This window comes from Hephaestia sp. MAHUQ-44, from assembly GCF_023806085.1.
Classification (GTDB): Bacteria; Pseudomonadota; Alphaproteobacteria; order Sphingomonadales; family Sphingomonadaceae; genus Sphingomonas.
The window spans coordinates 66,866-89,902 of record NZ_JAMSLX010000003.1 but is presented as its reverse complement, the minus strand read 5'-3'; the positions used below and the strand labels follow the sequence as shown (position 1 = coordinate 89,902).

Genomic DNA, 23,037 nt, shown 5'->3' with positions numbered 1-23,037 from the left:
CGTCACCCTGCCGCCTGCGCCATCACGCGATTGGCTTCCGCCTCGACGATCACTGCCTTCAGCGCGGCAAGCGCGCCGGCAACGTCGCCCTCGCTCGACGGGATCGCCCGGCGCAGATTGGCGAAGCCGTGGATGTTGCCGCGCGCCTCGCGGAACACCACCGGGACCCCGGCATCGACCAGCGCACCGGCATAAGCACGCCCCTGATCGCGCAGCGGGTCGAGGCTCGCGGTGACGACGACCGCGGGCGGCAATCCGCCAAGATCGCCCTGCATCGGCGACCCGCGCATATGCGTCAGGTCCGCGGCATAAGCGTCGGCAAACCAGGCCATCGTCGCTTCGGTGAGCAGATAGCCTTCGGCGAATTCCTCATAAGAGGGGTAGATTTTGCTCATGTCCGCGGCTGGATAGATCGGGAAATGCGCGATCGCCGGCACGGCTGCGGGCCGATCGCGCAGTGCCATCGCGGTGACGATGGAAAGCGTGCCGCCCGCGCTGTCGCCGGCAAGGACGAGGCTGGTGACGGGCCGCCCCAGCGCGGCGCTATTGGCGGCGATCCAGCGTGCGGCGGCCTCGCAATCATCGGGGGCGGCGGGCCAGCGGTGTTCGGGCGCGAGCCGGTAATCGACCGCGATCACCGGCAGGTCGAGCGTCCGCGCCATTTCAGCGCACAGCGAGGCGTGGGTATCGAGATCGCCGAACACGAACCCGCCGCCGTGGAAGAACACCATCGCCGGACCGGGCTCGCGCGACGCGCGGGCATCGAACAGCCGCAGCGCGATCGGGCCGCCGGGGCCGTCGATGCTCAGATCGGTGATGCATGCCAGCTCGCCGACAGGCGGATCGGCGATGTCCTTCATCGCGAGATAGACCTGGCGCGCCTGTGCCGGGGTCATCTCATGTGTCTTGGGGCCCGGCACGCTGGCCAGATAATCGAGAAACCCGCGAACATCGGGGCGAACGAACGGTCCGGTCATGCGCATTTCTCCCATCGGCGGTGGTCGCTCTTGTTTCCTAGGAAGTCGGCGCGGGCGCGTCCACGCTTTCGATACGTTTTCCTGCCCGGCAGAAGCGCCTATGGTGCAGAATCACGGAATGGTTTGGGGGTGCTGGGGCAATGACGACGAGCGTGGCGGACGGGCAACAGGCGTCGCCGCCGATTCGCGAGGTCGATGATGTGCTGCGCCGCGCGATCGCCGAATTGATCCTCGATGGGGCGGCCGACGAACCGCTGGCGCGGATGCTGTCGGATGCGGCGGCGATCCCGGTCGATGTGATCGCCCGCGAGATCGCGATCGCGCGCCAGAGCCCCTATCTCATCGGCGCGCACCGGTTGCAGCGCCGGCTGCAGAAATGGTCGTGGGTGTTGCAGAATCGCGCGCGGCTCTATGCCGGTACGGCCAATGGCCTTGCCGTGCCGACGGTGGCGGCGATTGCCCCGGCGCGCTTCTACAGCGAACTGTATATCGGCCACCGCCCGGCGGTGATCCGCGGGCTGGTCGATCATTGGCCCGCGCGCGACAAATGGTCGCTCGATAGCATCGCCGAAACGCTGGGCGATCAACCCGTTCAGCTCCAATGGGATCGGAGCCGTGATCCTTCCTACGAATCCAATTCGAACAGGCACCGCGCGAGCAAGCCCTTTTCGGCGGTCGCCGCACGGCTGCGCTCCACCGAGCCGAGCAACGATTTCTACGTCACCGCAAACAACAGCGGTGAGAATCGCGAGGTGTTCGCGCCGTTGTTCGAGGATGTCGGAGAAATACCGGGTATCCTCAAGCCCGGTGGCGCGCGCGAGGGCTTCTTCTGGATCGGGCCGCGCGGCACGATCACGCCGTGGCACCACGATCTCACCAACAATCTGCTGGTGCAATTCGTCGGCCGCAAGCGCGTGCGGCTGGTCGCGAGCCACGATACGCCGCTGATGCGCAATCATCTCCATTGCTACAGCCTGTGGGGCAGCGACGATCTGCCACCCGGCCCCGCGGCAGGCGACAAGCCGGCGGTGCTCGAATGCACGATCGGGCCGGGCGACGCGCTCTTCCTGCCGGTGGGGTGGTGGCATCATGTCGAGGGGCTCGATCAGACGATCGGCATGTCGTTCACGAGCTTTGCGTGGAATAACGATTTCTACAGCAGCTACCGCAGCCACGGCTCGTTGTGAGCCGATTATAGCGGCAGCGTCGGCTGCGGATCGGGGCGGCCCGTCTCGCCGGTGATGTTCGACAGCGTCAGCCCGAGCAGGCGAATGCCGAGCGGGGTCGGCAGCAGCGCGTCGAGCAGCGCAAGGCCGGTGGTGAGGAACAGCGCGCGGTCGGCGATCGGAATGTGGCTCGATCGCGCGCGGGTGATCGTGCGGAAATCGGCATAGCGCAGCTTGAGCGTCACCGTGCGGCCGAGCGCGCCGTAGCGTTCGATCCGCGCCCAGGCGGCGTCGGCGACATTCTCCAGTGCGGTGTGGAGCGCGTCGCGTTCGCTGAGATCGTCGAAAAAGGTGCGCTCGGCGCCGATCGATTTGGATGGCCGGTCGGCGCGCACCGGGCGATGATCCTCGCCGCGCGCCGCACCATAGAGATAGGTCGCGAAGCTGCCGAAATGCGCTTCGAGAAAGGCGAGCGGCTGCGCGCGCAGATCGGCGCCGCTGTGGATGCCCAGCGCCTCCATCTTGCGCCCGGTGACGGGGCCGACCCCGTGGAAACGCCGCACCGGCAGGCTCGCGACGAACGCCGCGCCCTTCGCGGGCGGGATCACGCACAGCCCGTCGGGCTTGTTCTGGTCCGACGCGAGCTTGGCGATGAACTTGTTGTACGACACGCCTGCGGAGGCGGTGAGGCGCGTCTCGGCCCTGATCCGTGCACGGATTTCCTCGGCGATCGCGCGCGCCGAGCCGAGCCCGCGAATATCCTCGGTGACGTCGAGATAGGCTTCGTCGAGCGACAGCGGTTCGATCAGCGGGGTGTAATCGGCGAAAATCGCGCGGATCTGCTGCGACACGGTGCGATAGACATCGAAGCGCGGCTTGACGAACACGAGATCGGGGCAGCGCCGCAGCGCGGTGACCGAGGGCATGGCCGAGCGCACGCCGAACACGCGGGCCTCATAACTCGCGGCGGCCACCACGCCGCGCCCGCTCTTGCCGCCGACCGCCACCGGTCGCCCGCGCAAGGCGGGATCGTCGCGCTGTTCGACCGACGCGTAGAAGGCGTCCATGTCGACATGGATGATCTTGCGGAGGGGCGCGTTGGCCATGCGGTGCTGCGGAACAATTTTGTAACAACGGGATGCCAAGCCTATACGAGGCCAAAGCCGGGAGGAACGGGAATGATGCGTTTCGCGATAACCACCGCGCTGCTGCTCACGGGGACAGCGGCACTCGCGCAGGATCGCGACCTCGCGGTGACGATCTATTCGAACGATCTCGCTTTGGTGCAGGATACGCGCGCGATGGCGATCGGCGAGGGGCGCCAGACGCTCGAATTTCCCGATGTCTCGGCGCAGATCAGGCCCGAGACGGTGCAACTCACCGCCGCCGATACCGGGATCGTCGAACAGAATTTCGATTTCGACCTGCTGACGCCGGGCAAGCTGATGGAAAAGGCGGTGGGCGATATTGTCACGATCGTCCGTACCAACCCCGCGACCGGCGCCGAGACGCGCCAGCAGGCCAAGGTGCTCGCGACCAATAGCGGGGTGGTGCTCCAGGTCGGCGACCATATCGAGGTGCTGCGCGATGACGGCCTGCCCGCGCGGGTGATCTTCGATCGCGTGCCGGGGAATCTGCGCGCGCGGCCGACGCTCTCGGTTCTGGTCGATTCGGCGCGTGCCGGTAAACGAACCGCGAGCCTGCGTTATCTGACCCCGGGGCTCGGCTGGAATGCCGATTATGTCGCCCTCTATGACGAGGCGGCGGGCAAGATCGACGTGCAGGGCTGGGTGACGCTGACCAACGCCACCGGCACCACCTACACGCAGGCGAACACGCTGCTCGTCGCGGGCTCGCCCAGCCAGCAGAACAATTTCAACCCGCGCAATCGCCCCTATCCGCCGCCGCGTGGGACGATCGTGCAGGCGGGCACCGAAAGCGGGACGCGCGATCGGCTCGGCGATTTCTACCTCTATCCGCTCGCCGAACGCACCACGATCGCCAATATGCAGACCAAGCAGGTCAGCTTCCTCGACGTTCACGGCGTCCCCGCGACGCATGGCTATGAGTATCGCAACGCCTGGCTCGGCACCGTCGAAGAGCCGCAGAGCGCGCAGACGATCTACCGTTTCTCGACCAGCGGGCAGGAAGGGCTGGGCGACCAGCTTCCCGCCGGCACGCTGCGCTTCTATCTGCGCGACAAGCGCGGCGACCCGCAGTTCATCGGTGAAAGCGCGATTGGGCATACGCCGATGGGGTCGGATCTGTCGCTGGCGACCGGCGACGCGTTCGACGTCAAGGTCAAGCCGGTGGTCGAACAGCGTGAGCGGCTCGGCCTGCTGCGCTGGCGCACGACGATGCATTATACGCTCACCAACGCGCTGCCGCGCAACGTGACCGTCGATCTGCTCCAGGACGGGCTGTGGGGCGATACGCGGATCGTCTCGGAGAGCACCAGGAGCGAGCGGCAGAGCGCCGATGTCGCCAGATGGCGCGTCAGCGTGCCCGCGAACGGCAGTGCAGAGGTGCGCGCCGTGTTCGACTCGCGCTACTGATCGCGCCGGTGCCGCGGCGCCTGATCCTGCCGCTCGTCGGGCTGGCGGTGGCGACGCCCGCCGCGGCCGAAGATGTCGTCGCTTCGGCGCCGAGCGCGCTGTCGGTCACGATCTATCGCGCGCCCGATCGCGACGCGGGGAGCATCGATCTCGACGATCTCGGCGGGTTCGCGCTGATCTCCGAAACCCGCACGATCCACGTCCCCGCAGGCGTCAACCGGTTGCGCTTCGAAGGGGTCGCCGATGGGATCGACGCCGTGACCGCGATTCTTACCGGTCTGCCGGGCGCGGTGATCGAGAAGAATCGCGATGCGGCGTTGCTCAGTCCGTCGGCGTTGCTCGACGCGTCGCTCGGGCGGTCGGTCGCGCTGGTGCGGACCAATCCCGCGACGGGGGTGAGCGTCAGCGTCGCTGGCACGGTCCGTTCGGATGCCGGGGGCGGGGTGGTGTTCGAGAGTGCCGAGGGGATCGAGGCGTTGCGCTGCTCGGGGCTGTCCGAGACGTTCGCGTTCGCGCTCGCGACCCCCGGCCTGTCGGCGCGCCCGACCTTGTCGGTGACGACGCGCAGCGGCCGTGCGGTGGAGGCGACGGTAACGCTGTCGTATCTGGCGCGCGGATTCGACTGGTCGGCCGATTATGTCGCGACGCTGAGCCCCGACGGCACGACGCTCGATCTGGGGGCGTGGGTGACACTCGCCAACGGCAACGGCGCGGGCTTTCCCCGGGCCAGCACCAATGTCGTCGCGGGGCGGCTCAACAAGGAGACCGACGAGATCGAGCCGATCGACATCGGCACGCCGATCCTCGCGCGCTGCTGGCCGCGTGGCACGACCAGCGATGTGTCGTCGGGGATGATGCTCGTTGCCAACCGCAGCCTTGCTGCCGGGTTACCGGCGCCCGCGCCACCGCCGATGGTGATGATGGCGGATGCGCGCGAGATCATGGTGACGGCCCAAAAGGTCAGTCAGGAACAGCTCGGCGACCTCAAGCTCTATCGCGTGCCCGAACCGACGACGGTCGCGTCGCGCCAGAGCAAGCAGGTCCGCCTGCTCGATCGTTCGGCGGTGCCGGTCCAGCGGCTCTACACCGCCGAGATCGGGGCGAATGCGACGATCGATTATCACCCCGCCGGCGTGCTGCTGCGCACGACCAACGATGCCGCGCATCATCTCGGGCTAGCCTTGCCCTCGGGCAAAGTTGCGGTGTTCGCGCCGCACGGCGCTGCGTCGCTGCTCATCGGCGAAGCGGCAATCGGCGACACCGCGATTAACGAGGAGGTCGAACTCGCGCTCGGCGCGGCGCCTGATGTTCAGGTCCGCCAGACCATCGAGGAACGCATTGTCGATCAGGCCGAAGCCAAAACGCTGGCGCTGGTGCCCGGCGTCATCATCGCTCGCGCGGTGCCGGTCAGCAGCGTCGCGCGGATCGATCTCAGCAACGCCGGATCGTCGCCCGCGACCGTCGAAGTACGATTGGCACTCGATCCGTCGCAGCGCGTGGTGCGTGCCGATCACCCGGTCGCGCGCAAGAACGGCCGCCCGCTCTTTCGGGTTGCGCTGCCCGCAAACGGCAGCGCGACGATCCGCTACCAAATTCAGGCGAATTAGCACAACGCCTCAAACCTGATCCGTTCGCCCTGAGCTCGGCGAAGGGCCGTTCTTGCCCCCGCCGCAGCGGTCGGGAAGGGCGGTGCTTCGACAGGCTCAGCGGGTGGTGCGCTTCCACGTCAGTGGAACAAAAACCTCTACCCCCGCACCGGCAGCGCGATGATCGCGTCGAGGCCACTGCCCTCGCGGTTGACGAGGCGGATGTCGCCGCCTGCGTCGCGGACGATCGCCTGCGCCAATGCAAGGCCGAGCCCGGATCCCCCGGTCTCGCGGTTGCGCGAGCTTTCGAGCCGGGTGAAGGGATCGAACACGTCGGCAAGCCGATCCTCGGGAATGCCGGGGCCGCGATCGGCGACGACGATCCGCACTTCGCCCGCGTCACGGTCGATCCGTACATCGGCGCCACCCCCATATTTGATCGCGTTCTCGATCAGATTGCGCACCGCGCGGCGCATCAGCGAGGGCCGCAGCCGCATCGTCAGCCGGCCGGATTCGGGGAACACGACATTGTCGCCCAGATCGCGGAAATCCTCGACCACGGCATCGACCAGTGCCGCAAGATCGACCTCGGTCGGCGGCTCGCTTGGGCGGCCGAGGCGCGCCAGCGACAATATGTCGTCGAGCGTCCGGTTCATCTCGGCAATCGTCTCGGCCATGCGCTGGCGGTCATTGTCGTCGTCGACCGATTCGATGCGGACGCGCAGCGCGGCGAGCGGCGTGCGCAGATCATGCCCGATCGCGCCCAGCATCCGGTCCTTCTCGTCGAGCATCGCGGTGACGCGCAGCTTGAGCGCGTTGAACGCCGCGATCACGTCGCGCACGTCGCCGGGGCCGCGTTCCTCGAGTGGCGTAGCGCCATCGCCGGGCGCGAAATCGCGCGCCGCTCCCGCCAGCGAGCGCAGCGGGCGCGAAATCCGCCGCCCGATCCACAGCACGGGGATGAGCACGATCACGTAAAGGATCAGCGTCTGCCCGATCAGCCGCCAGATAACCGACGAATCGGTGCCGCGTGGCCAGGGCGCGTGCTGGACCAGCCAGCCGCGGCCGGGCACTTCGACCACGATCAGGAGCTCGGCACCGAAACGCTGGATAATGCGCGCGGTGTGGCGGGGGCGGATATGGTCGATCCGGGTGTTGCGCGTGTCGAGCACGTGGAGCGCGGCTGCAATCGGAGGCGCGGCCTGTCCTGCGTCGGCGAGCGTGTCGCGAATCGCCTGTTCGACATCGGGCAGGCGCTTCATCGACGGCGTGATCGGGTTGTGGCGCTCGAACCGCACCGGGCCGCGATCGAAGGCGAGATCGGGGCGGACCCGCGCGCGCTCGACGGCATCCGCCATCCGGGTGATCGCCGGCGCGGTGATGCGTTCGAACACGAACCGGCGCTGCTCGCGCAGCAGCAGCCCGAAATTGATCGCCTGCGCGACGAACAGCGCGATCGCGACCAGCAGTGCCATCTGCCCCGCCAGGCTGCGCGGCCACAGCGCGATCCGTCTCACAACCGCGTCACCTCGGCAGCGAGCGTGTAGCCGCCGCCCCAGACGGTCTTGATGATCTCGGGGGTCTTGGCATCGGCCTCAATCTTGCGGCGCAGGCGGCTGACCTGGTTGTCGATCGCGCGATCGAACGCCGCGGCTTCGCGCCCTTGCGTCAGATCGAGCAACTGGTCGCGCGTCAGCACCTGGCGCGGACGCTGCACCAGCGCGAGCAGCAGGTTATATTCGCCGGTGGAGAGCGGCACCGACACGCCGTCGGAATCGACCAGCACGCGCTCACCGGTCTTGAGCACCCAGCCGGCGAAGCCGTAGCTGCCGCTGTCAGGCGCGTGCTGGCGCGTACCGGTGGCGGCACGACGCAGGATCACCTTGACGCGCGCGGCCAGTTCGCGCGGGCTGAACGGCTTCACGACATAATCGTCGGCGCCCATTTCGAGCCCGACGATGCGGTCGGTTTCCTCGGCGCGCGCGGTCAGCAGGATCACCGGGATATCGGTCGTCTCGCGGATATGGCGCGTCAGGCTGAGCCCATCCTCGCCCGGCATCATGATGTCGAGGATGATGAGATCGATCGCATAGGCTGCCAGCCGCGTCCGCGCCGCCTCGGCGTCGCCCGCCTGCGTGATGCGAAAGCCCTGTTTTTCAAGGAATTTGGCGAGCGGCTCGCGAATCGAGCGCTCGTCATCGACCAGCAGCAGGTGCGGGGTTTCGGCCATATCCATGTCGCTTGGCATAGCGCGCCTTCGAAAGAAAGGCGCCGGGCGGGTGTGGAGGATACCCGCCCGGCGGCCGGTGAGGCGTTTACTCGCCGGCGGGCTTGGGCGCGGCCTGGCGCTGCGCTTTCATCTGCTGCCAGCGTGCCTTCATCTGCGTGCGGGCCGCTGTGATCTCGGCCTGATCGACACGGCCATCCTTGTTGAGGTCGATCCGGTCGAATTGCTTCGCGGCGCGCGCGGCACCTGCCGCCTCGGCCTCGGCGCGGGTGACCACGCCGTCGCCGTTGGTGTCGAGGCGCTTGATCATGTCGCCGTGGCCGCGGCCCGCGCCCCGATGCCCGCGGCGCCCGCGGTGCATCTTGGCGCCCCGCATTTCGGCGGCCGAGAGCTGGCCGTCGCCATTGACATCCTGTCGTGCGAACCGCGCCTCGGCCGCCGCGAGCATTTCGGCACGGCTGATCGTGCCGCTGCCGTCGGTGTCGATCGACGCCATCATGCGCTGGGCGCGCGGCGGCGCGTCAGGGGCGGGGGTGGGGGCCGCCTGGGCGGCCAGCGCGGCACCGCCGACAATCGTACCGGCCAGCGCAGCGACAAGAACGATCTTTTTCATGTGCATATCCCTTGAAGTGGCGGCGGATCGCTCCGCCTTGATCAAGGGTTTGCACCTCATCTGTCGCAACGCTTTGTCAGGTCGCGGCAAAAGTGTCGCAAATTGTCGCAATGTTGGGATTACGGCCCCGGCCCGCTCCCCCTCCCCACCACCCATGCAGCATAATGTCTTGGGTGGTGGGGAGGGGGAGCGGGCCGGAGCCGCAGCCACGTAAGTGGCTCAAACGCTCGTCGCGGTCTGGCCGAACAGGATCTTCTTTTGCGCGTCGGTCATCGGTGCGTCGCTGGGGCGGATTTCCTCGCCCTTGCGATAGGCCTCGATCGTCGCCGGCCGCGCTCGGATCGCCTCGAACCAGCGCTTGAGATCGGGGAAGTCGTTCAGGTCCTGCCGCTGTGCCTCGTGCGGCACGATCCATGGATAGCAGGCCATGTCGGCGATCGAATAGGCGCCGGTGATGAAATCGCGCCCCTGCAGCCGTCGGTCGAGCACGCCGTAGAGCCGGTTGGTTTCCTTGACGTAACGGTCGATCGCATAGGGAATCTGCTCGGGGGCGTAGCGGCCGAAATGGTGGTTCTGCCCCGCCATCGGGCCAAGCCCGCCCATCTGCCACATCAGCCACTTGATCGTCGCGATCTTCTCGCGCGGGGTCTCGCCGACGAAGCGGCCGGTCTTGTCGGCGAGATAGAGGAGGATCGCCCCCGATTCGAAAACACTGATCGGCGCGCCGCCACCGGCCGGATTATGATCGACGATCGCGGGCATCCGGTTGTTGGGTGCGATCTTCAGGAAATCGGGCTTGAACTGGTCGCCGGCACCGATGTTTACCGGCTTGATCCGGTAATCGAGCCCGGTTTCCTCCAGAAACATCGTGATCTTGTGCCCGTTGGGCGTGGGCCAATAGTGCAGATCGATCATCGGGTGAGCTCCGGTTCAGGCAATGGTGCCGCCCGAACATAGGGAGCAACGGCCGGATGATAAGCTGGGCGGTGCCGAACGATCCGATATCGGCCTTTGGCGCATGTCGTATCGGATACGAGCCCGCTATCGCCCGAAGCGCGTGCCCGCCTCGGCGATCAGCCCGTAGACAAGATCGAGATCGGCATCGTCGATGCAATAAGGCGGCATGACGTAGATCGTATTGCCCAGCGGCCGCAGCAGCACGCCGCGATCGATAAAGAAGCGCATCAGCGTTGGGCCCAGCGCCGACAGATAGTCGCTATGCGGGTCGGCGAGTTCGAGCGCGGTGACGGTGCCGATCTGGCGCACGTTGCGGAACATCGGCTGGTCGGCGAGCGGCGCGTGGCGCGTGCGCTGGCGTTGAGACAGGTCGGTGATCCGATCGAGCACGGGCTCGTCGCGCCAGATGGCGAGGTTGGCGCGTGCCGCCGCGCAGGCGATCGGGTTGGCGGTGTAGCTCGACGAATGGAAGAACATCCGCGCGCGATCGTCGGAACGATGCGCCGCGAAGATCGCGGGGGTCGCCATCGTCACCGCGAGCGGCACCGCGCCGCCGGTCAGCCCTTTGGACAGGCACAATATGTCGGGCACCACGCCGGCCTGATCGCAGGCGAGCAGGCTGCCGGTGCGGCCCCAGCCGGTCATCACCTCGTCGGCGATCAGCAGCACGTCGTGGCGCGTGCAGATCGCGCGCATCTCGGCGAGTACCTCTGGCGTATAGATCCGCATCCCGCCCGCGCCGAGCAGCAGTGGCTCGACGATCAGCGCCGCCAGCGGATCGGTGCCGCGCGCCAGCCGGTCGAGTGCGTCGAGCGTCGCCTGTTCGCGGCCGGGCTCGGGGAAGGGCAGCGTCTCGACCTCGAACAGCAGCGGTGCATAGGCGCGGTTGAACACCCCGCGCTCGCCCAGCGACATCCCGCCCACGGTATCGCCGTGATAACTGCTTTCGAGCACCGCGATCCGGTGGCGCGGTCGGTCGGTGTTGAGCCAGAAACCGAGCGCCATCTTGATCGCGACCTCGACGCTGGTCGAGCCGCTGTCGGAGAAAAAGACGTGTGCGAGCGGTGCGGGCATCATCTCGACCAGCGCGGCGGCCACCGCCTCGGCGGGTTCGTGCGTCCAGCCCGCGAAGATGATCTGGTCGAGGCTTTGGGTCGCTTCGGCGATCGCGGCCATGATCGCGGGATGACGATGGCCGTGCGTCGTCACCCACCACGACGAGATCGCATCGACGATCCGCGCGCCATCGGCGGTATGGAGCGCGGCGCCCTCGGTGCGGACGACGGTGGGGATCGTTTCGCCAAGCCCGTGCTGGGTGAAGGGATGCCAGACGGGCGAGGTCATACGAACTCCTCTATGGGGAATGCCGCGGCAAAGGCGGCGGCGAGCGTTTCGGGGGTCAGCGGATCGAGGCGCGGCAGGCGCCCCAGACGCCGCACCTTGCCGATCGCACAGATGATGCGTTCGGTTTCGGCAATCTCATCGCCGATGAAGGCGATGCCGTGGAGCGGGACGTTGCGGTGGCGCAGCGCCTCAATCGTCAGCAGGCTGTGGTTGATCGTGCCGAGCGCGGTCGACGCGACCACGATCACCGGCTCGTGCCAGCGCGCGAACAGATCAGCATAGAGCAGCGTCGGGGTCAGTGGCACCAGCGCACCGCCCGCGCCCTCGATCACGAGCGGTCGGTCGGTTGCCGGTGGATCGAGCCGCACGGGATCGATCGTCACGCCGTCGATGGCCGCGGCGGCGTGCGGCGAGCAGGGCGTGGTCAGCCGATAGGCTTCGGGCAGCACGCGCGCCGGCGGCAACGCCGCGAGCGCGGCGACGCGCAGTGCATCGGTGCCGTCGTCGAGCCCCGCCTGCACGGGCTTCCAGTAAGCGCCGTCCAGCCGCCGCACGAGCCCGGCGGCGAACACGCTCTTGCCGATATCGGTGTCGGTGCCGGTGACGACGAAGCGCTGCGTCATGCCAGCGCCTCGGCCAAGGCGGCGTCGAGTCGGTCGATCGCCGCTTCGTCGACGTTGAGCGTGATGCAGATTCTCAGCCGCGCGGTGCCTGCCGGCACGGTCGGCGGGCGGATGCCGCGAACGTCGAGTCCGCTCGCTTGGAGCGCTCCTGCCGCGTGCATCGTCGTCGTGTCGTCCCCCAGGATCAGCGGCAAGATCTGCGATCCCGATCGCAGCGCGCCGTGCCGTGCGAGCCGGGTTTGCGCATAATCGATCAGCGCCGTCAGCCGTGCGCGCGGCGCGGGGTCGTCGCACGCCAGCCGCAGCGCCGCGCGCCCGACGGCGGCGATCAGCGGCGAGGGCGCGGTCGAGAAAATGAACCCGCGCCCGCGATTGACGAGGAAATCGGCGAGCACGCGCGGCAGGCACAGCAACGCACCCTCGGTACCCAGTGCCTTGCCGAACGTATGGAGCGTGATGACGTTCTCGCGTCCCTCGACCCCCTCGGCGAGCCCGCAGCCGCGCACGCCGAATACGCCGGTCGCGTGCGCCTCGTCGATGACGAGGAAGCCGTCGTTGGCGTCGGCGATATCGGCCAGCGCGGTGATCGGCGCGCGGTCGCCGTCCATGCTGTAAAGGCTTTCGATGACGATCCACGGCCGCCCGGTGCCGCCATCGCGGCGCCACGCCGCGATCGCGTCGGCGAAGGCGTCGGCGTCGTTATGCGGCACCGATTGCGCGCCGCACCGCGCCAGCCGCATCCCGTCGTGTGCGCTGGCATGGATCAGCGCGTCGTGGAAAATCCGGTCACCGGTCTGCGGCAGCGCGGAAAGCATGGCGACATTGGCGGCATAGCCATTGGCGAAGAACAGCGCCGCCTCGGTGCCGAACCGCGCCGCTGCTTCCGCTTCGAGCGCTTCATGCTCGGCATGGTTGCCGCGCAGCAGCCGCGATCCGCCCGCGCCCAGCGGCACGCCGCGCGCCAGCGCCGCACGCGCGGCATCGGCCAGCGCCGTGCTGTCGGCGAGGCCGAGATAATCGTTCGACGAAAAATCCGCGCCCGCGCGCGGCTGCAACGCACGGCGCCGGTCGGCGGCGGCGAGCCGATCGAGGTCGGCGGCATAGGGATCAAGCAACGCCATCGGCGCCGCTGCTAGACCAAGGCGACCCGATTGGCGAGGCCGCGACTCGTTATGGGCGGGGAGGGGGTTTTTGCCGATCGCCTGTCATGCCGGATTCATTCCGGCATCCAATGTCCCCTCGGGCGGCGCCGGTGTAGAGGATGCGTGGCCCCCCGGAACAGGTCTCGGGTGACGTGGGGCTATGGGCTTTTCTATCCGTCGCGCAACCCGATCCCGATCGAGGCGCGGGCCTGATCGGCTTCGCTCGACACCACCGGATAGGCGCAATAATCGGCGGCGTAATAAGCGCTGGGGCGGTGGTTGCCCGACCAGCCGATGCCGCCGAACGGCGCCGCCGACGAGGCGCCGTTGGTAGGCTTGTTCCAGTTGACGATGCCGGCGCGCGCATTCGCCCAGAAGCGGTCGTACAGCGCCGGATTCTGGCTGATCAGCGATGCCGACAGGCCGTAGCGCGTGTTGTTCGCCTCGGCGATCGCGGCGTCGAAATCGTGCGTGCGGATGATCTGGAGGATCGGGCCGAACAATTCGATATCGGGCCGCTCGGCCATGTCGGTGGTGTCGATCAGCGCGGGGCTGAGGAACGGCCGGTCGTCGATCGGGCGTTCGAGATGGCGGATGGGGTGGCCGCCGCGCATCATCAGCGCCAGAAAGCTCTCGGTAAGCTGGTCGGCGGCCTCATTGTCGATCACGCAGCCCATGAACGGCGCCGGATCGGCATGCGGTTCGCCGACGATCAACCGCCCGACGAGCTTGTTGAGCGTCTCGATCAGCGGCTCATAGAGCTTTTCGTCGACGATCAGCCGCCGCGCGGCGGTGCAGCGCTGGCCCGCGGTCGTGAAGGCCGATTGCACGATCAGCGTCGCCGCGGTGAACAGATCGGGCGTGTCCCAGACGACGATCGGGTTGTTGCCCCCCATTTCGAGCGCGAGGATCTTCTCCGGCCGGTCGGCGAACTGGCGGTTGAGCGCCAGCCCGGTGCGCGCGGATCCGGTGAACAGCAGCCCGTCGATCCCGTCATGCCCCGCCAGCGCCTTGCCTTCGGCCGGGCCGCCGATCACCAGCCGCGCGCAGCCTTCGGGAACCCCCGCTTCGTGGAAGCATCTGATGAGGAATTCGCCCGATGCGGGGGTCTTTTCGGAGGGCTTGAACACCACGGCATTGCCCGCGATCAGCGCGGGAACGATATGGCCGTTGGGCAGATGCGCGGGGAAGTTGTACGGGCCGAGCACCGCGAGCACGCCGTGCGGCTTGTGGCGCAAGGCCATGCGCGAACCCATCTGCGCGTCGAGCCGGCGCTGCGAACTGCGATCGGCATAGGCCTTGGCCGAAATGTCGACCTTGGCGATCACGGTATCGACTTCGGTGCGCGATTCCCACAGCGGCTTGCCGGTCTCGCGCGCGATCGTGTCGGCGAACGCCTCGTGGTGCGACCGGACCACATTGGCAAAGCGGCGCAGCGTCTCGACCCGATTGGCGAGCGGGCGCGCGGCCCATTCGGCCCAGCTTTCCCGCGCCCGCTCCACCTCGGCATCGACGTCGCTCACCGGATGACGCCACAGTTCCGCGCCGGTGGCGGGTTCGGTGGAAATGATCTCGACCATAAGGCTGTTTATTCCTTCCCCCTGCGCTTGCTCTTGCCCGATATTACGCGGCTTTGCCACACCTGCTCAGCCGCCCAGTGCGGCGCCCATCTCCCGAATTGCGACAATCTTCGCCTCGAATTTTTGCCAGTCGTCCTGCCCGTCGATCGCGGCCCAGATCGCCTCGACCTCGTCGATCAGCATCGCACACGGCGCGCCCTGCCAATAAGCGTGATCGCGTGGCGCCCGCGCAACATAACCCGCCAGCCGCCCGCGCAGGTCGGCGAACGCCTCGCCGGCATAAGGCGCGGCGTCGGGCAGCGCGCCGCCGAAGCCATCGAAGAAGAAACGATCGATCGGCGTGTCGCCGCCGTGCAGCGCCTTTTCCATCGCGGTGATCAGGCCGCCGTCATGCGGTGCGCCGCGCGGTCGCACGCCCAACCGCCACAGCAGCGCCTCGGTCACTTCGCGCTGATAATGATCGCCGAAGCTGTCGAGCACGGCGATCAGCGGTTCGGCCGCGCTCAGCGGTCGCAGCGATACGGCGAGTTGCGCGGCGTCCCAATGGATCGCCTCGGGCTGGCGGCCGAAGGCATAGAGCCCGGCATGGTCGAAATAGGCCGCGGTGAAGCCGGGATTCCACGTCGGGTTGAAGCGCCAGGGGCCGTAATCGAAACTCTCGCCGGTAACGTTGATATTGTCCGAATTGAGCACGCCATGGACGAATCCCGCGGCCATATAGCGCGCCGCCAGTCGCGCGGTGCGGCGCACGACATGATCGAGCAGCCGCACCGGCGCATCGTCGCCCGGCTCCTCACCGTAATAATGACGTAGCACATAATCGGTCAGCGTGCGCAGCCCCTCCTCGTCGCGCAGATAGGCGAGCCGCTGGAAGGTGCCGATGCGGATATGGCCGTGGCTGAGCCGCACCAGCACCGACGAGCGCGTGGGGGAGGGCTCGTCACCGCGAGTCAGCGCCTCGCCGGTTTCGATCAGTGAGAAGCTGCGCGATGTCTCGACCCCCAGCGCCTCGAGCATCTCGGTCGCCAGCACTTCGCGCAGGCCTCCTTTCAGCGTCAGTCTGCCGTCGCCGAAGCGGCTGTACGGGGTCTGCCCCGATCCCTTGGTGCCGAGATCCATCAACCGCCCGCGATCGTCGCGCAGCTGCGCGAACAGGAAGCCGCGTCCGTCGCCGATATTGGGGTTGTAGTTGCGGAACTGATGGCCGTGATAGCGCAGCGCCAGCGGTTGGGGCAGGCCATCGGGCAGCGGCGCGAACCGGCCGAAATGCGCGATCCATTCGGCCTCGTTCAGGTCGCCCAGCCCCACGCTTTGCGCCGCGCGGTCGTTGCGGAAGCGCAATCGGGTCTCGGGAAAGTGCGCCGGTTCGACGCGATCGTAAAAGGCGTCGCCGAGATCGAGGATGGTGGTTGCGGGGGAATAATGGGCGGGTTGCGGGCAAGCAGGCATAAGGTGATATGGGTGGCTGGGATCAAGGGACGCAAGCATGGCCGCATATGAAAACCGATATTGGTGGTCGCGCGACGGCCTCAGGCTCCATTATCGGGACTATCCGGGCCGCGAGGATCGGCCGCCGATCGTGTGCCTGCCCGGCCTGACACGCAACGCCCGCGATTTCGAGGCGCTCGCCGATCGGCTCGCCGGGGAATGGCGCGTGATCGCGGTCGATCTGCGCGGGCGCGGCGAAAGCGCCTATGCCAAAGAGCCGATGAGCTACGCCCCGCTTACCTATGTTCAGGATATCGAGGCGCTGCTCGAGGATGTGGGCTGCGATCGCTTCATCGCCTTCGGCACCTCGCTGGGCGGGATCGTGACGATGCTGCTCGCCGGCACGGCGCCGCAGACGATCGTCGGCGCATTGCTCAACGATGTCGGGCCCGAGATCGAGGCGGCGGGGCTGGGGCGGATTCGCAGCTATGTCGGCAAGGCGAGTTCGCTGCCGACCTGGATGCACGCCGCCCGCGCGGTCGCCGAGGCCAACGGCAGCGTCTATCCCGATTACAAGACCGCAGACTGGCTCGCGATGGCCAAGCGGCTTTATCGGCTCAACAACCAGGGGCGGGTCGTGCTCGATTACGATCTCCGGATCGCCGAGCCGTTCCGCGTGCCGGGGAATGAGGCGGGCCCCGATATGTGGCCGGCGTTGCGCGCGCTCGGCAAGGCGCCGGTGCTGCTCGTGCGCGGCGCGCGATCCGATGTGCTCGGCGCGGCGACCGCCGATCGGATGATCGCGGCATTGCCCGATGCCGAACTCGTCACGGTGCCCGATGTCGGCCACGCCCCGACGCTCGACGAACCGGCGGTGGTCGCGGCGATCGATCGCCTGCTCGGCCGGGTCGCGACGGAACCCGCCATCGCCTGACGCGTCTTTCCAGAGATGTTGCGGGGGTTTGCATGGGTTTCTTCTTCGATCACCTTGTCCTGACGCCGCGCGATATCGATCTCGCGCGGTCGCCGCTCGCGGGGCGGATCGATGCCGACACTTATGTGCTCGGCGCGTTCAATCCGGGGATGACGCGGCGCGCGAACGGCAATCTGCTGCTGATGGTGCGGATTGCCGAGGCGCTCAGCGACCCCATCCGCGATGGGCATATCCACGCGATCCGCTGGCACGATGGCGGCTATGCGCTCGATGCCTGGCCGCTCGAACAGGTCGATACCGCCGATCCGCGCACCTTCACGGTACGCGGCGGTGGCTGGCCGGTGATGGCGCTGACCTCGCTGTCGTGGCTGCTGCCGGTCGAATTGTCGGCCGACGGCAGCCGGGTGGTGGCGATGCATTACGATCGCGCGATCGCGCCGGCGGCCTCGTATCAATGCTACGGTGTCGAGGATGCGCGGATCAGCCATGTCGGCGACCGCTTCCTGATGACGGTCTGTTCGGTCAGCCCCGAGCGGCAGGCGACATCGCTTTATTCCTCGCCCGACGCGCTCGACTGGACGTTGGAGGGGCTCGTTCTCGATCATCAGAACAAGGACATGCTGATCTTCAACGGGCTGATCGACGGGCAATATTGGGCCGAGACGCGCCCGCTCGGCGATCTGTATTTCGCCTATCCACCGGGCAGCGGCTGGCGCGCGGGGCCGTCGATCAACCTCGCGAGTTCACCCGATGCGCTGCACTGGAAGCCGTGCGACCGGCCGTTCCTGCGCCCGCGCGCGGCCATGCCGGCGGCCGCGCGGATGGGCGGTGGCGCCCCGCCGATCCTCACCGATCGGGGTTGGCTCAGCCTGTGGCACGGGGTCGAGCCCAACGCGGGCGTCGGCATCTATCGCACCTATTGGTCGCTGCTCGACGCGCATGCGCCGTGGCGCGTGCTGCATACCGATGAGGCGCCGCTGATCGCGCCCGATCCCGCGCTGACACGGCCGATCGAGCAATTGCTCTATTTGCGCGACATCGTCTTCACGACCGGCATCGTCGATGCGGGCGATCATTTCATCGTCGCCAGCGGTGAGGCCGATCTGGCGTGCCGTATCACCCATATCCCGAAGGCACGTTTCGGGGTTTGATGTCTATTTGCGCAGGCGGGTCAGCCCCTCCTGCGCGGCGCTGGCGACGAGGCGGCCGTCCTCTGTGTAGATCTTGCCGCGGTTGAACCCCCGCGCGTGCCCCGCCCACGGGCTGTCGCATGCATAGAGCAGCCATTCGTCGGCGCGGAAGGATTCGTGGAACCACAAGGCGTGGTCGAGGCTCGCGGTTTGCATATTGGGCGTCGTCCAGTTGACGCCGTGCGGCAGCATCGCGGTTCCGAGCAGCGACATATCCGACGCATAGGCAAGGACGGCGCGGTGCATCGTCATATCGTCGGCGATGGGCGCGGCGAGGCGGAACCAGCTATATTGCGCGGGCGGCCGCTTTTCCGCGGTGAACCAAGAGCGCGGGTGGACAGGCCGAATCTCGATCGGCCGCGCGCGCAGCATGTGGCGACGGAACTTCTCGGGAATCGAGTCGATCATCTCGTGGCGCAATTCGGCCTCGGATTTGAGCGTGTCCGGCCCCGGCACATCGGGCATGGCATCCTGATGGTGCAGGCCGTCTTCCGGGGTTTGGAAACTTGCGGCCATGTTGAGGATCGGCTTGCCCTGCTGCATCGCGATCACGCGCCGCGTGGCGAAGCTGCGCCCTTCGAAATCGCGGACGACGCGATAGATGATCGGGTAATCCTCGTTCCCCGGCCGCATGAAATAGGCATGGAGCGAATGCGCGGTCTTGGGCGCCTCGGTCGAGCGTTGCGCCGCCTGGAGTGCCTGCGCGATCACCTGCCCGCCGAACACGCGGCCGACACCACCCGGCTGGCGGCCACCACGATAGAGATCGGTATCGAGTTCCTCGACGGTGAGCAGATCGACCAGCGTCTGCGTCAGTTGGGCGGGGGAGGGGGTGTGCGCGATGCTATCCATGATCCAGGAAATCCGTTCGTGCTGAGCTTGTCGAAGTACCGTTCTTTTCGGTGTTAAGGGGAAGAACGGCCCCTCGACAAGCTCAGGGCGAACGGTTCACAAGGGGACGGACGCTACGTTCGGGGTCAATACCCCGCCGCCCGAGCCAGCTGGTCGGCGTGGAAATTGGTGTCGCCGAACATCTCCGCCAGCACGCGCGCGCGCTTCATGTAGAAGCCCACGTCATATTCGTCGGTCATCCCGATCCCGCCGTGCATCTGCACGCTTTCCTGAACGCTCAGCGTCGTCGCCATCCCCGTCATTGCCTTGGCGACCGAAACCGCGGCGTCGGCGCCCGTATCACCCGCGTCGAGCAATTGCTGCGCCTTGAGCACCGCCGATCGCGCGACCTCCATTTCCGAATAGAGATGCGCGGCGCGGTGCTGGAGCGCCTGGAAGCTGCCGATTAGTGTGCCGAATTGCTTGCGTTCCTTCAGATAGCCGATCGTCAGGTCCATCGCGCCGCCGCCAACGCCGAGCAATTCCGCCGCCGCCCCGGTGCGCCCCGCTGCGAGCAGCCGCTTGAGCGGTCCCGCGCCCGCATCGACCTCGCCGATCACCGCATCGGCATCGACCTCGACCCCGTCGAAATCGAGCCGCGACGCGAGGCTGGCATCGGCCAGCCGCTCGGGCGTGTCGGTGAGCCCGGCCGCGTTGCGATCGACCGCGAACAGCGTGATGCCGTCGTCATCGTCGGCGCTGCCCGCGGTGCGCGCGGCGACGATGATCAGATCGGCGACATGCGCGTGGGTGACGAATTGCTTGCGGCCCGTCAGCTTGAAGCCGTTGCCCGATCGCTCGGCGGTCATGCCGATCCGGGCGCGGTGCTTGGGGCCTTCGTCGATCGCAAGCGCAGCGACCGTATCGCCCGCAATGATGCCGGGGAACCAGCGCCCGGCGTGCTGCGTGCCCTTGAGCGCCTCGGCCGCCGCGACGGCGGTGGCGAGGAAGGGGGAGGGCGAGAGGTTGCGCCCGATCTCCTCGAGCACCACCCCCGCCTCGACATGGCCGAGCCCGAGCCCGCCTTCGTTTTCGCCGATCAGGATGCCGGTGAAGCCCATCTCGGCGAATTGCTTCCACAGATCGCGCGAGAAGCCGGTCGCGTCCCTGGCATCGCGCAAGGCCCGCAGGTGGCTGACGGGGGCGTGTTCGGCGACGAAATCCTTCGCGGTATCGCGCAGCATCGTCTGTTCGTCGTTGAGATAGAGGGGCATGTTTTTCTCCGTCATCCCAGCGCAGGCTGGGATCTTGCGCCACGCGAGCGTGCTGGGGGTGACGATCAGTTCGGCAATTCCAATATCCGCTTTGCGATGATGTTGAGCTGGATCTCGCTTGTCCCGCCCTCGATCGAATTGGCCTTGGTGCGCAGCCAGGCACGCGCGCCAGCGCCACCCGACGAGGCCTCGCTTTCCCATTCGAGCGCGTCCGATCCGCCCGCCGCCATCATCAGTTCGTGGCGGCGCTTGTTCAGCTCGGTGCCGTAATATTTCATCATGCTGGGCTGCGCGGGATGCGCCTTGCCCGCCTTCAATTCGTCGATGAAGCGCTCGGATGTCATCGCGAACGCCTTCGCGCGGACCTCGAATTCGGCGATTCCAGCGCGCAACAGCGGATCGGCGAGCCGGCCGTTGTCGTCGAGCCCCACCGTCGCGATCGCGCCGTCGATCAGCGGATTGCCCGCCGCCCCGCCAAGCCCCATGCCCGAGATCATCTCGCGCTCGTGGCCGAGCAGATATTTGGCGACGTCCCAGCCCTTGTTCTCGTCATGGACGCGCTGGCTCTTGGGCACCTTCACATTGTCGAAAAAGGTCTCGCAGAACGGCGAATTGCCCGAAATCAGCAGGATCGGTTTGGTCGAGACGCCCTCGCTCGCCATGTCGAACAGCACGAAGCTGATCCCGCCCTGCTTCGATTCCTTCGAGGTGCGCACGAGGCAGAAGATCCAGTCGGCCTTGTCGGCATAGCTGGTCCACACTTTCTGCCCGTTGACGACATAATGGTCGCCCGCATCCTCGGCCGAGGTCGCGAGCCCGGCGAGGTCGGACCCCGCATTGGGCTCCGAATAGCCCTGGCACCAGCGGATCTCGCCGCGCGCGATCTTGGGCAGATAGTCGAGCTTCTGTTCTTCGGTGCCGTATTTGAGCAGCGCCGGGCCGAGCATCGAGATGCCGAAGCTGTTCAAGGGATTGCGCGCGGTGATCCGGCGCATCTCCTCGCGCAGCACCTTGGTCTCGGCTGGCGACAGCCCGCCGCCGCCATAGGCCTTGGGCCAGTCGGGCACCGTCCAGCCACGCGCGCCCATCGCGTCCATCCACTGCTTTTGCGCAGGGGTAAGTTTCGATTGGTCGCGCCCGCCCCAGCACACGTCGGTTTCGGCGCGCACCGGTTTGCGCATCTCGGGCGGGCAATTCGCTTCCAGCCACATGCGGGTATCGGCGCGGAACTGGGCGAGATCGGTATCGGGCATTGTCTACTCCGTCGCTGGGGTGACGAAAGAAAGGGTCATCGCATCACCAGGTCATGCGCGGCCTTGGCGACAGCGATCGCGGTGAAATCGCGGTTGGTGTCGGCAATCACCTGCACGCCGATCGGTAACCCCTCGGCATCCGTGCCTACGGGCACGCTGGTGGCGGGCAGCATCGGGAAGGTGGCGAGGCCGGGCCAGGCGAGCTGGAGCCCGAACTGGGTATCCTCACCATCCATGTCGAGCCGGCGCTCGGTGATCGGCGTGTCGTCGTGCGGAAAGGCGGTGGTGCCCCAGGCGGGAGCGATCACCGCGTCATAATCGGCGAACAGCCGCTGCCACACCCGCACGTTGCGCGCCTGATCGTCGAGCAACCCGAACCAGTCGGCCAGCGTCGGCAGCGGGCGGCTTTCCTGCTTGGCACCGCGCGTCATCGCGATATTGAGCATGTGCATGTAATCCCCATATTGCTCGGCGAGATCGGGCAGCAGGTCGCTCGCGCGATCGACCCGCGCCCCGGCTTTCTCGAACGCATCGCCGACGCCGTGGATCGCCTGTTTGATCGCGGCCTGTGCCTTGGCGACGGGATGTTCGGGCAGCAGCAGGATGCGCCAGTCGCCATGTTTGCGCGGCGCGGGCCGGGGCAGCGGGATATCGGTGAGTACGGCGAGTTCGGCGGCGAGATCGTCGGGATCGGCGGCCAGCGGGCCGATCACCGACATCGCGATACGCGCATTGTCTGTGCGGGGGAAATAATGGCCCTCGGGGGCGATCGCGGTGAAGCTCGATTTGTGCCCCCACACGCCGCAGAACGCCGCCGGCACGCGGATCGAGCCGCCAATGTCCGAACCCAGTTCGATCGGCACATACCCCGCCGCGAGCGCTGCCGCCGCGCCGCCCGATGAGCCACCGCAGACACGCTTAAGATGATGCGGGTTGCGCGTGCGCCCGTAATTGGGGTTGTTCGATTGCAAATCGGCGAGCCCGACCGGAACGTTGGTCTTGCCGAGGATCACCGCCCCCGCCGCCTTGAGCCGCTGGACGGTGACCGCGTCGGCGCTGGCGATATGGTCGGCGTGCTCGGCAAAGCCCCAACTCGACGGCAGCCCGGCGATGTCGAAACTCTCCTTGACCGTCATCGGTACGCCGAACAGCGGGCGGTCATCGGGCCCGCGATCGTCGAGCGCCTTGGCGGCGGCCCGCGCGCGATCGAAATCGCGTACCACGACCGCGTTGATCTCACCGTCGCCCGCCTCGATCCGCGCGATCGCCGCCTCGGTCTCGGCGAGCGCCGAACTTTGGCCAGCCCGAATCGCGGCGGCGGTCTGGAGAGCGGTGCGCCTCACCAACCCCCTCCGTC

At 67.3% G+C, this 23,037-nt stretch carries 20 protein-coding genes; 5 read left to right on the top strand and 15 right to left on the bottom strand.

The features are described 5' to 3' along the window. Positions 1-2: 2 nt before the first annotated feature. The gene (locus NFE57_RS04465; RefSeq protein ID WP_252134368.1) at positions 3-977 is read right to left on the bottom strand and encodes an alpha/beta hydrolase; all 975 of its coding nucleotides are present in this window, start codon (positions 975-977) and stop codon (positions 3-5) included. Positions 978-1,117: 140 nt separating this feature from the next. On the opposite strand from NFE57_RS04465, the gene NFE57_RS04460 reads away from it, so the two are divergent. After that, entirely contained in the window at positions 1,118-2,164 is a 1,047-nt protein-coding gene (locus NFE57_RS04460) for a cupin-like domain-containing protein (RefSeq protein WP_252134367.1), read from the top strand. Between the two features lie 5 nt (positions 2,165-2,169). Here NFE57_RS04460 and dinB read toward each other — a convergent pair whose 3' ends face one another. Continuing rightward, positions 2,170-3,249 (bottom strand): DNA polymerase IV, encoded by a 1,080-nt coding sequence (gene dinB, locus NFE57_RS04455; RefSeq protein ID WP_252134366.1) that lies wholly within the window; start codon positions 3,247-3,249, stop codon positions 2,170-2,172. 72 nt (positions 3,250-3,321) lie between these two features. Between dinB and NFE57_RS04450 the strand changes: the two genes are divergently transcribed. Together NFE57_RS04450 and NFE57_RS04445 are read left to right on the top strand one after the other, a co-directional pair. Then, entirely contained in the window at positions 3,322-4,698 is a 1,377-nt protein-coding gene (locus NFE57_RS04450; RefSeq protein ID WP_382279535.1) for a DUF4139 domain-containing protein, read from the top strand. 8 nt (positions 4,699-4,706) lie between these two features. After that, the gene (locus NFE57_RS04445; RefSeq protein ID WP_252134364.1) at positions 4,707-6,305 is read left to right on the top strand and encodes a DUF4139 domain-containing protein; all 1,599 of its coding nucleotides are present in this window, start codon (positions 4,707-4,709) and stop codon (positions 6,303-6,305) included. Between the two features lie 137 nt (positions 6,306-6,442). Here the strand turns inward: NFE57_RS04445 and NFE57_RS04440 are convergent, their stop codons facing one another. From NFE57_RS04440 to NFE57_RS04400, 9 genes are all read right to left on the bottom strand, one after another. Continuing rightward, complete coding sequence (locus NFE57_RS04440) at positions 6,443-7,759, bottom strand: sensor histidine kinase (protein WP_252134363.1); 1,317 nt, start codon at positions 7,757-7,759, stop codon at positions 6,443-6,445. A 38-nt stretch (positions 7,760-7,797) separates the two neighbouring features. Further along, positions 7,798-8,514, bottom strand: coding sequence for a response regulator (locus NFE57_RS04435; protein WP_252134548.1), 717 nt, complete (start codon positions 8,512-8,514; stop codon positions 7,798-7,800). Between the two features lie 85 nt (positions 8,515-8,599). Beyond that, positions 8,600-9,124, bottom strand: coding sequence for an EF-hand domain-containing protein (locus tag NFE57_RS04430; RefSeq protein ID WP_252134362.1), 525 nt, complete (start codon positions 9,122-9,124; stop codon positions 8,600-8,602). Between the two features lie 219 nt (positions 9,125-9,343). Continuing rightward, positions 9,344-10,039, bottom strand: a complete 696-nt coding sequence (locus tag NFE57_RS04425) for a glutathione S-transferase N-terminal domain-containing protein (RefSeq protein WP_252134361.1) — start codon at positions 10,037-10,039, stop codon at positions 9,344-9,346. 126 nt (positions 10,040-10,165) lie between these two features. Then, entirely contained in the window at positions 10,166-11,425 is a 1,260-nt protein-coding gene (locus NFE57_RS04420) for an adenosylmethionine--8-amino-7-oxononanoate transaminase (RefSeq protein WP_252134360.1), read from the bottom strand. Further along, complete coding sequence (bioD, locus tag NFE57_RS04415; RefSeq protein ID WP_252134359.1) at positions 11,422-12,048, bottom strand: dethiobiotin synthase; 627 nt, start codon at positions 12,046-12,048, stop codon at positions 11,422-11,424. Before bioD ends, NFE57_RS04420 begins: the two co-directional genes overlap by 4 nt. Continuing rightward, positions 12,045-13,169: an 8-amino-7-oxononanoate synthase gene (locus NFE57_RS04410; RefSeq protein ID WP_252134358.1), complete on the bottom strand. Its 1,125-nt coding sequence runs from the start codon at positions 13,167-13,169 to the stop codon at positions 12,045-12,047. The genes bioD and NFE57_RS04410 overlap by 4 nt, the downstream gene beginning before the upstream one ends. Before the next feature lie 191 nt (positions 13,170-13,360). Continuing rightward, positions 13,361-14,782: a succinylglutamate-semialdehyde dehydrogenase gene (gene astD / locus NFE57_RS04405; RefSeq protein WP_353653866.1), complete on the bottom strand. Its 1,422-nt coding sequence runs from the start codon at positions 14,780-14,782 to the stop codon at positions 13,361-13,363. Positions 14,783-14,836: 54 nt separating this feature from the next. Beyond that, positions 14,837-16,219, bottom strand: coding sequence for a protein adenylyltransferase SelO (locus tag NFE57_RS04400; protein ID WP_252134356.1), 1,383 nt, complete (start codon positions 16,217-16,219; stop codon positions 14,837-14,839). Positions 16,220-16,256: 37 nt separating this feature from the next. Here NFE57_RS04400 and NFE57_RS04395 point away from each other — a divergent pair, with 37 nt between their 5' ends. After that, positions 16,257-17,132 (top strand): alpha/beta fold hydrolase, encoded by an 876-nt coding sequence (locus NFE57_RS04395; RefSeq protein ID WP_252134355.1) that lies wholly within the window; start codon positions 16,257-16,259, stop codon positions 17,130-17,132. A gap of 32 nt (positions 17,133-17,164) precedes the next feature. After that, on the top strand, positions 17,165-18,283 hold the full coding sequence (locus NFE57_RS04390; protein WP_252134354.1) for a glycoside hydrolase family 130 protein: 1,119 nt from the start codon (positions 17,165-17,167) through the stop codon (positions 18,281-18,283). A gap of 3 nt (positions 18,284-18,286) precedes the next feature. Here the strand turns inward: NFE57_RS04390 and NFE57_RS04385 are convergent, their stop codons facing one another. The 4 genes from NFE57_RS04385 to NFE57_RS04370 form a co-directional block, all read right to left on the bottom strand. Continuing rightward, positions 18,287-19,174 (bottom strand): acyl-CoA thioesterase, encoded by an 888-nt coding sequence (locus tag NFE57_RS04385; protein WP_252134353.1) that lies wholly within the window; start codon positions 19,172-19,174, stop codon positions 18,287-18,289. A 125-nt stretch (positions 19,175-19,299) separates the two neighbouring features. Next, positions 19,300-20,427, bottom strand: a complete 1,128-nt coding sequence (locus tag NFE57_RS04380) for an acyl-CoA dehydrogenase family protein (RefSeq protein ID WP_252134352.1) — start codon at positions 20,425-20,427, stop codon at positions 19,300-19,302. A gap of 65 nt (positions 20,428-20,492) precedes the next feature. Beyond that, on the bottom strand, positions 20,493-21,680 hold the full coding sequence (locus NFE57_RS04375; RefSeq protein WP_252134351.1) for an acyl-CoA dehydrogenase family protein: 1,188 nt from the start codon (positions 21,678-21,680) through the stop codon (positions 20,493-20,495). Positions 21,681-21,715: 35 nt separating this feature from the next. Then, a complete protein-coding gene (locus NFE57_RS04370; RefSeq protein ID WP_286207652.1) occupies positions 21,716-23,026 on the bottom strand; it encodes an amidase family protein in 1,311 nt (436 codons plus the stop codon). Positions 23,027-23,037: the final 11 nt, after the last annotated feature.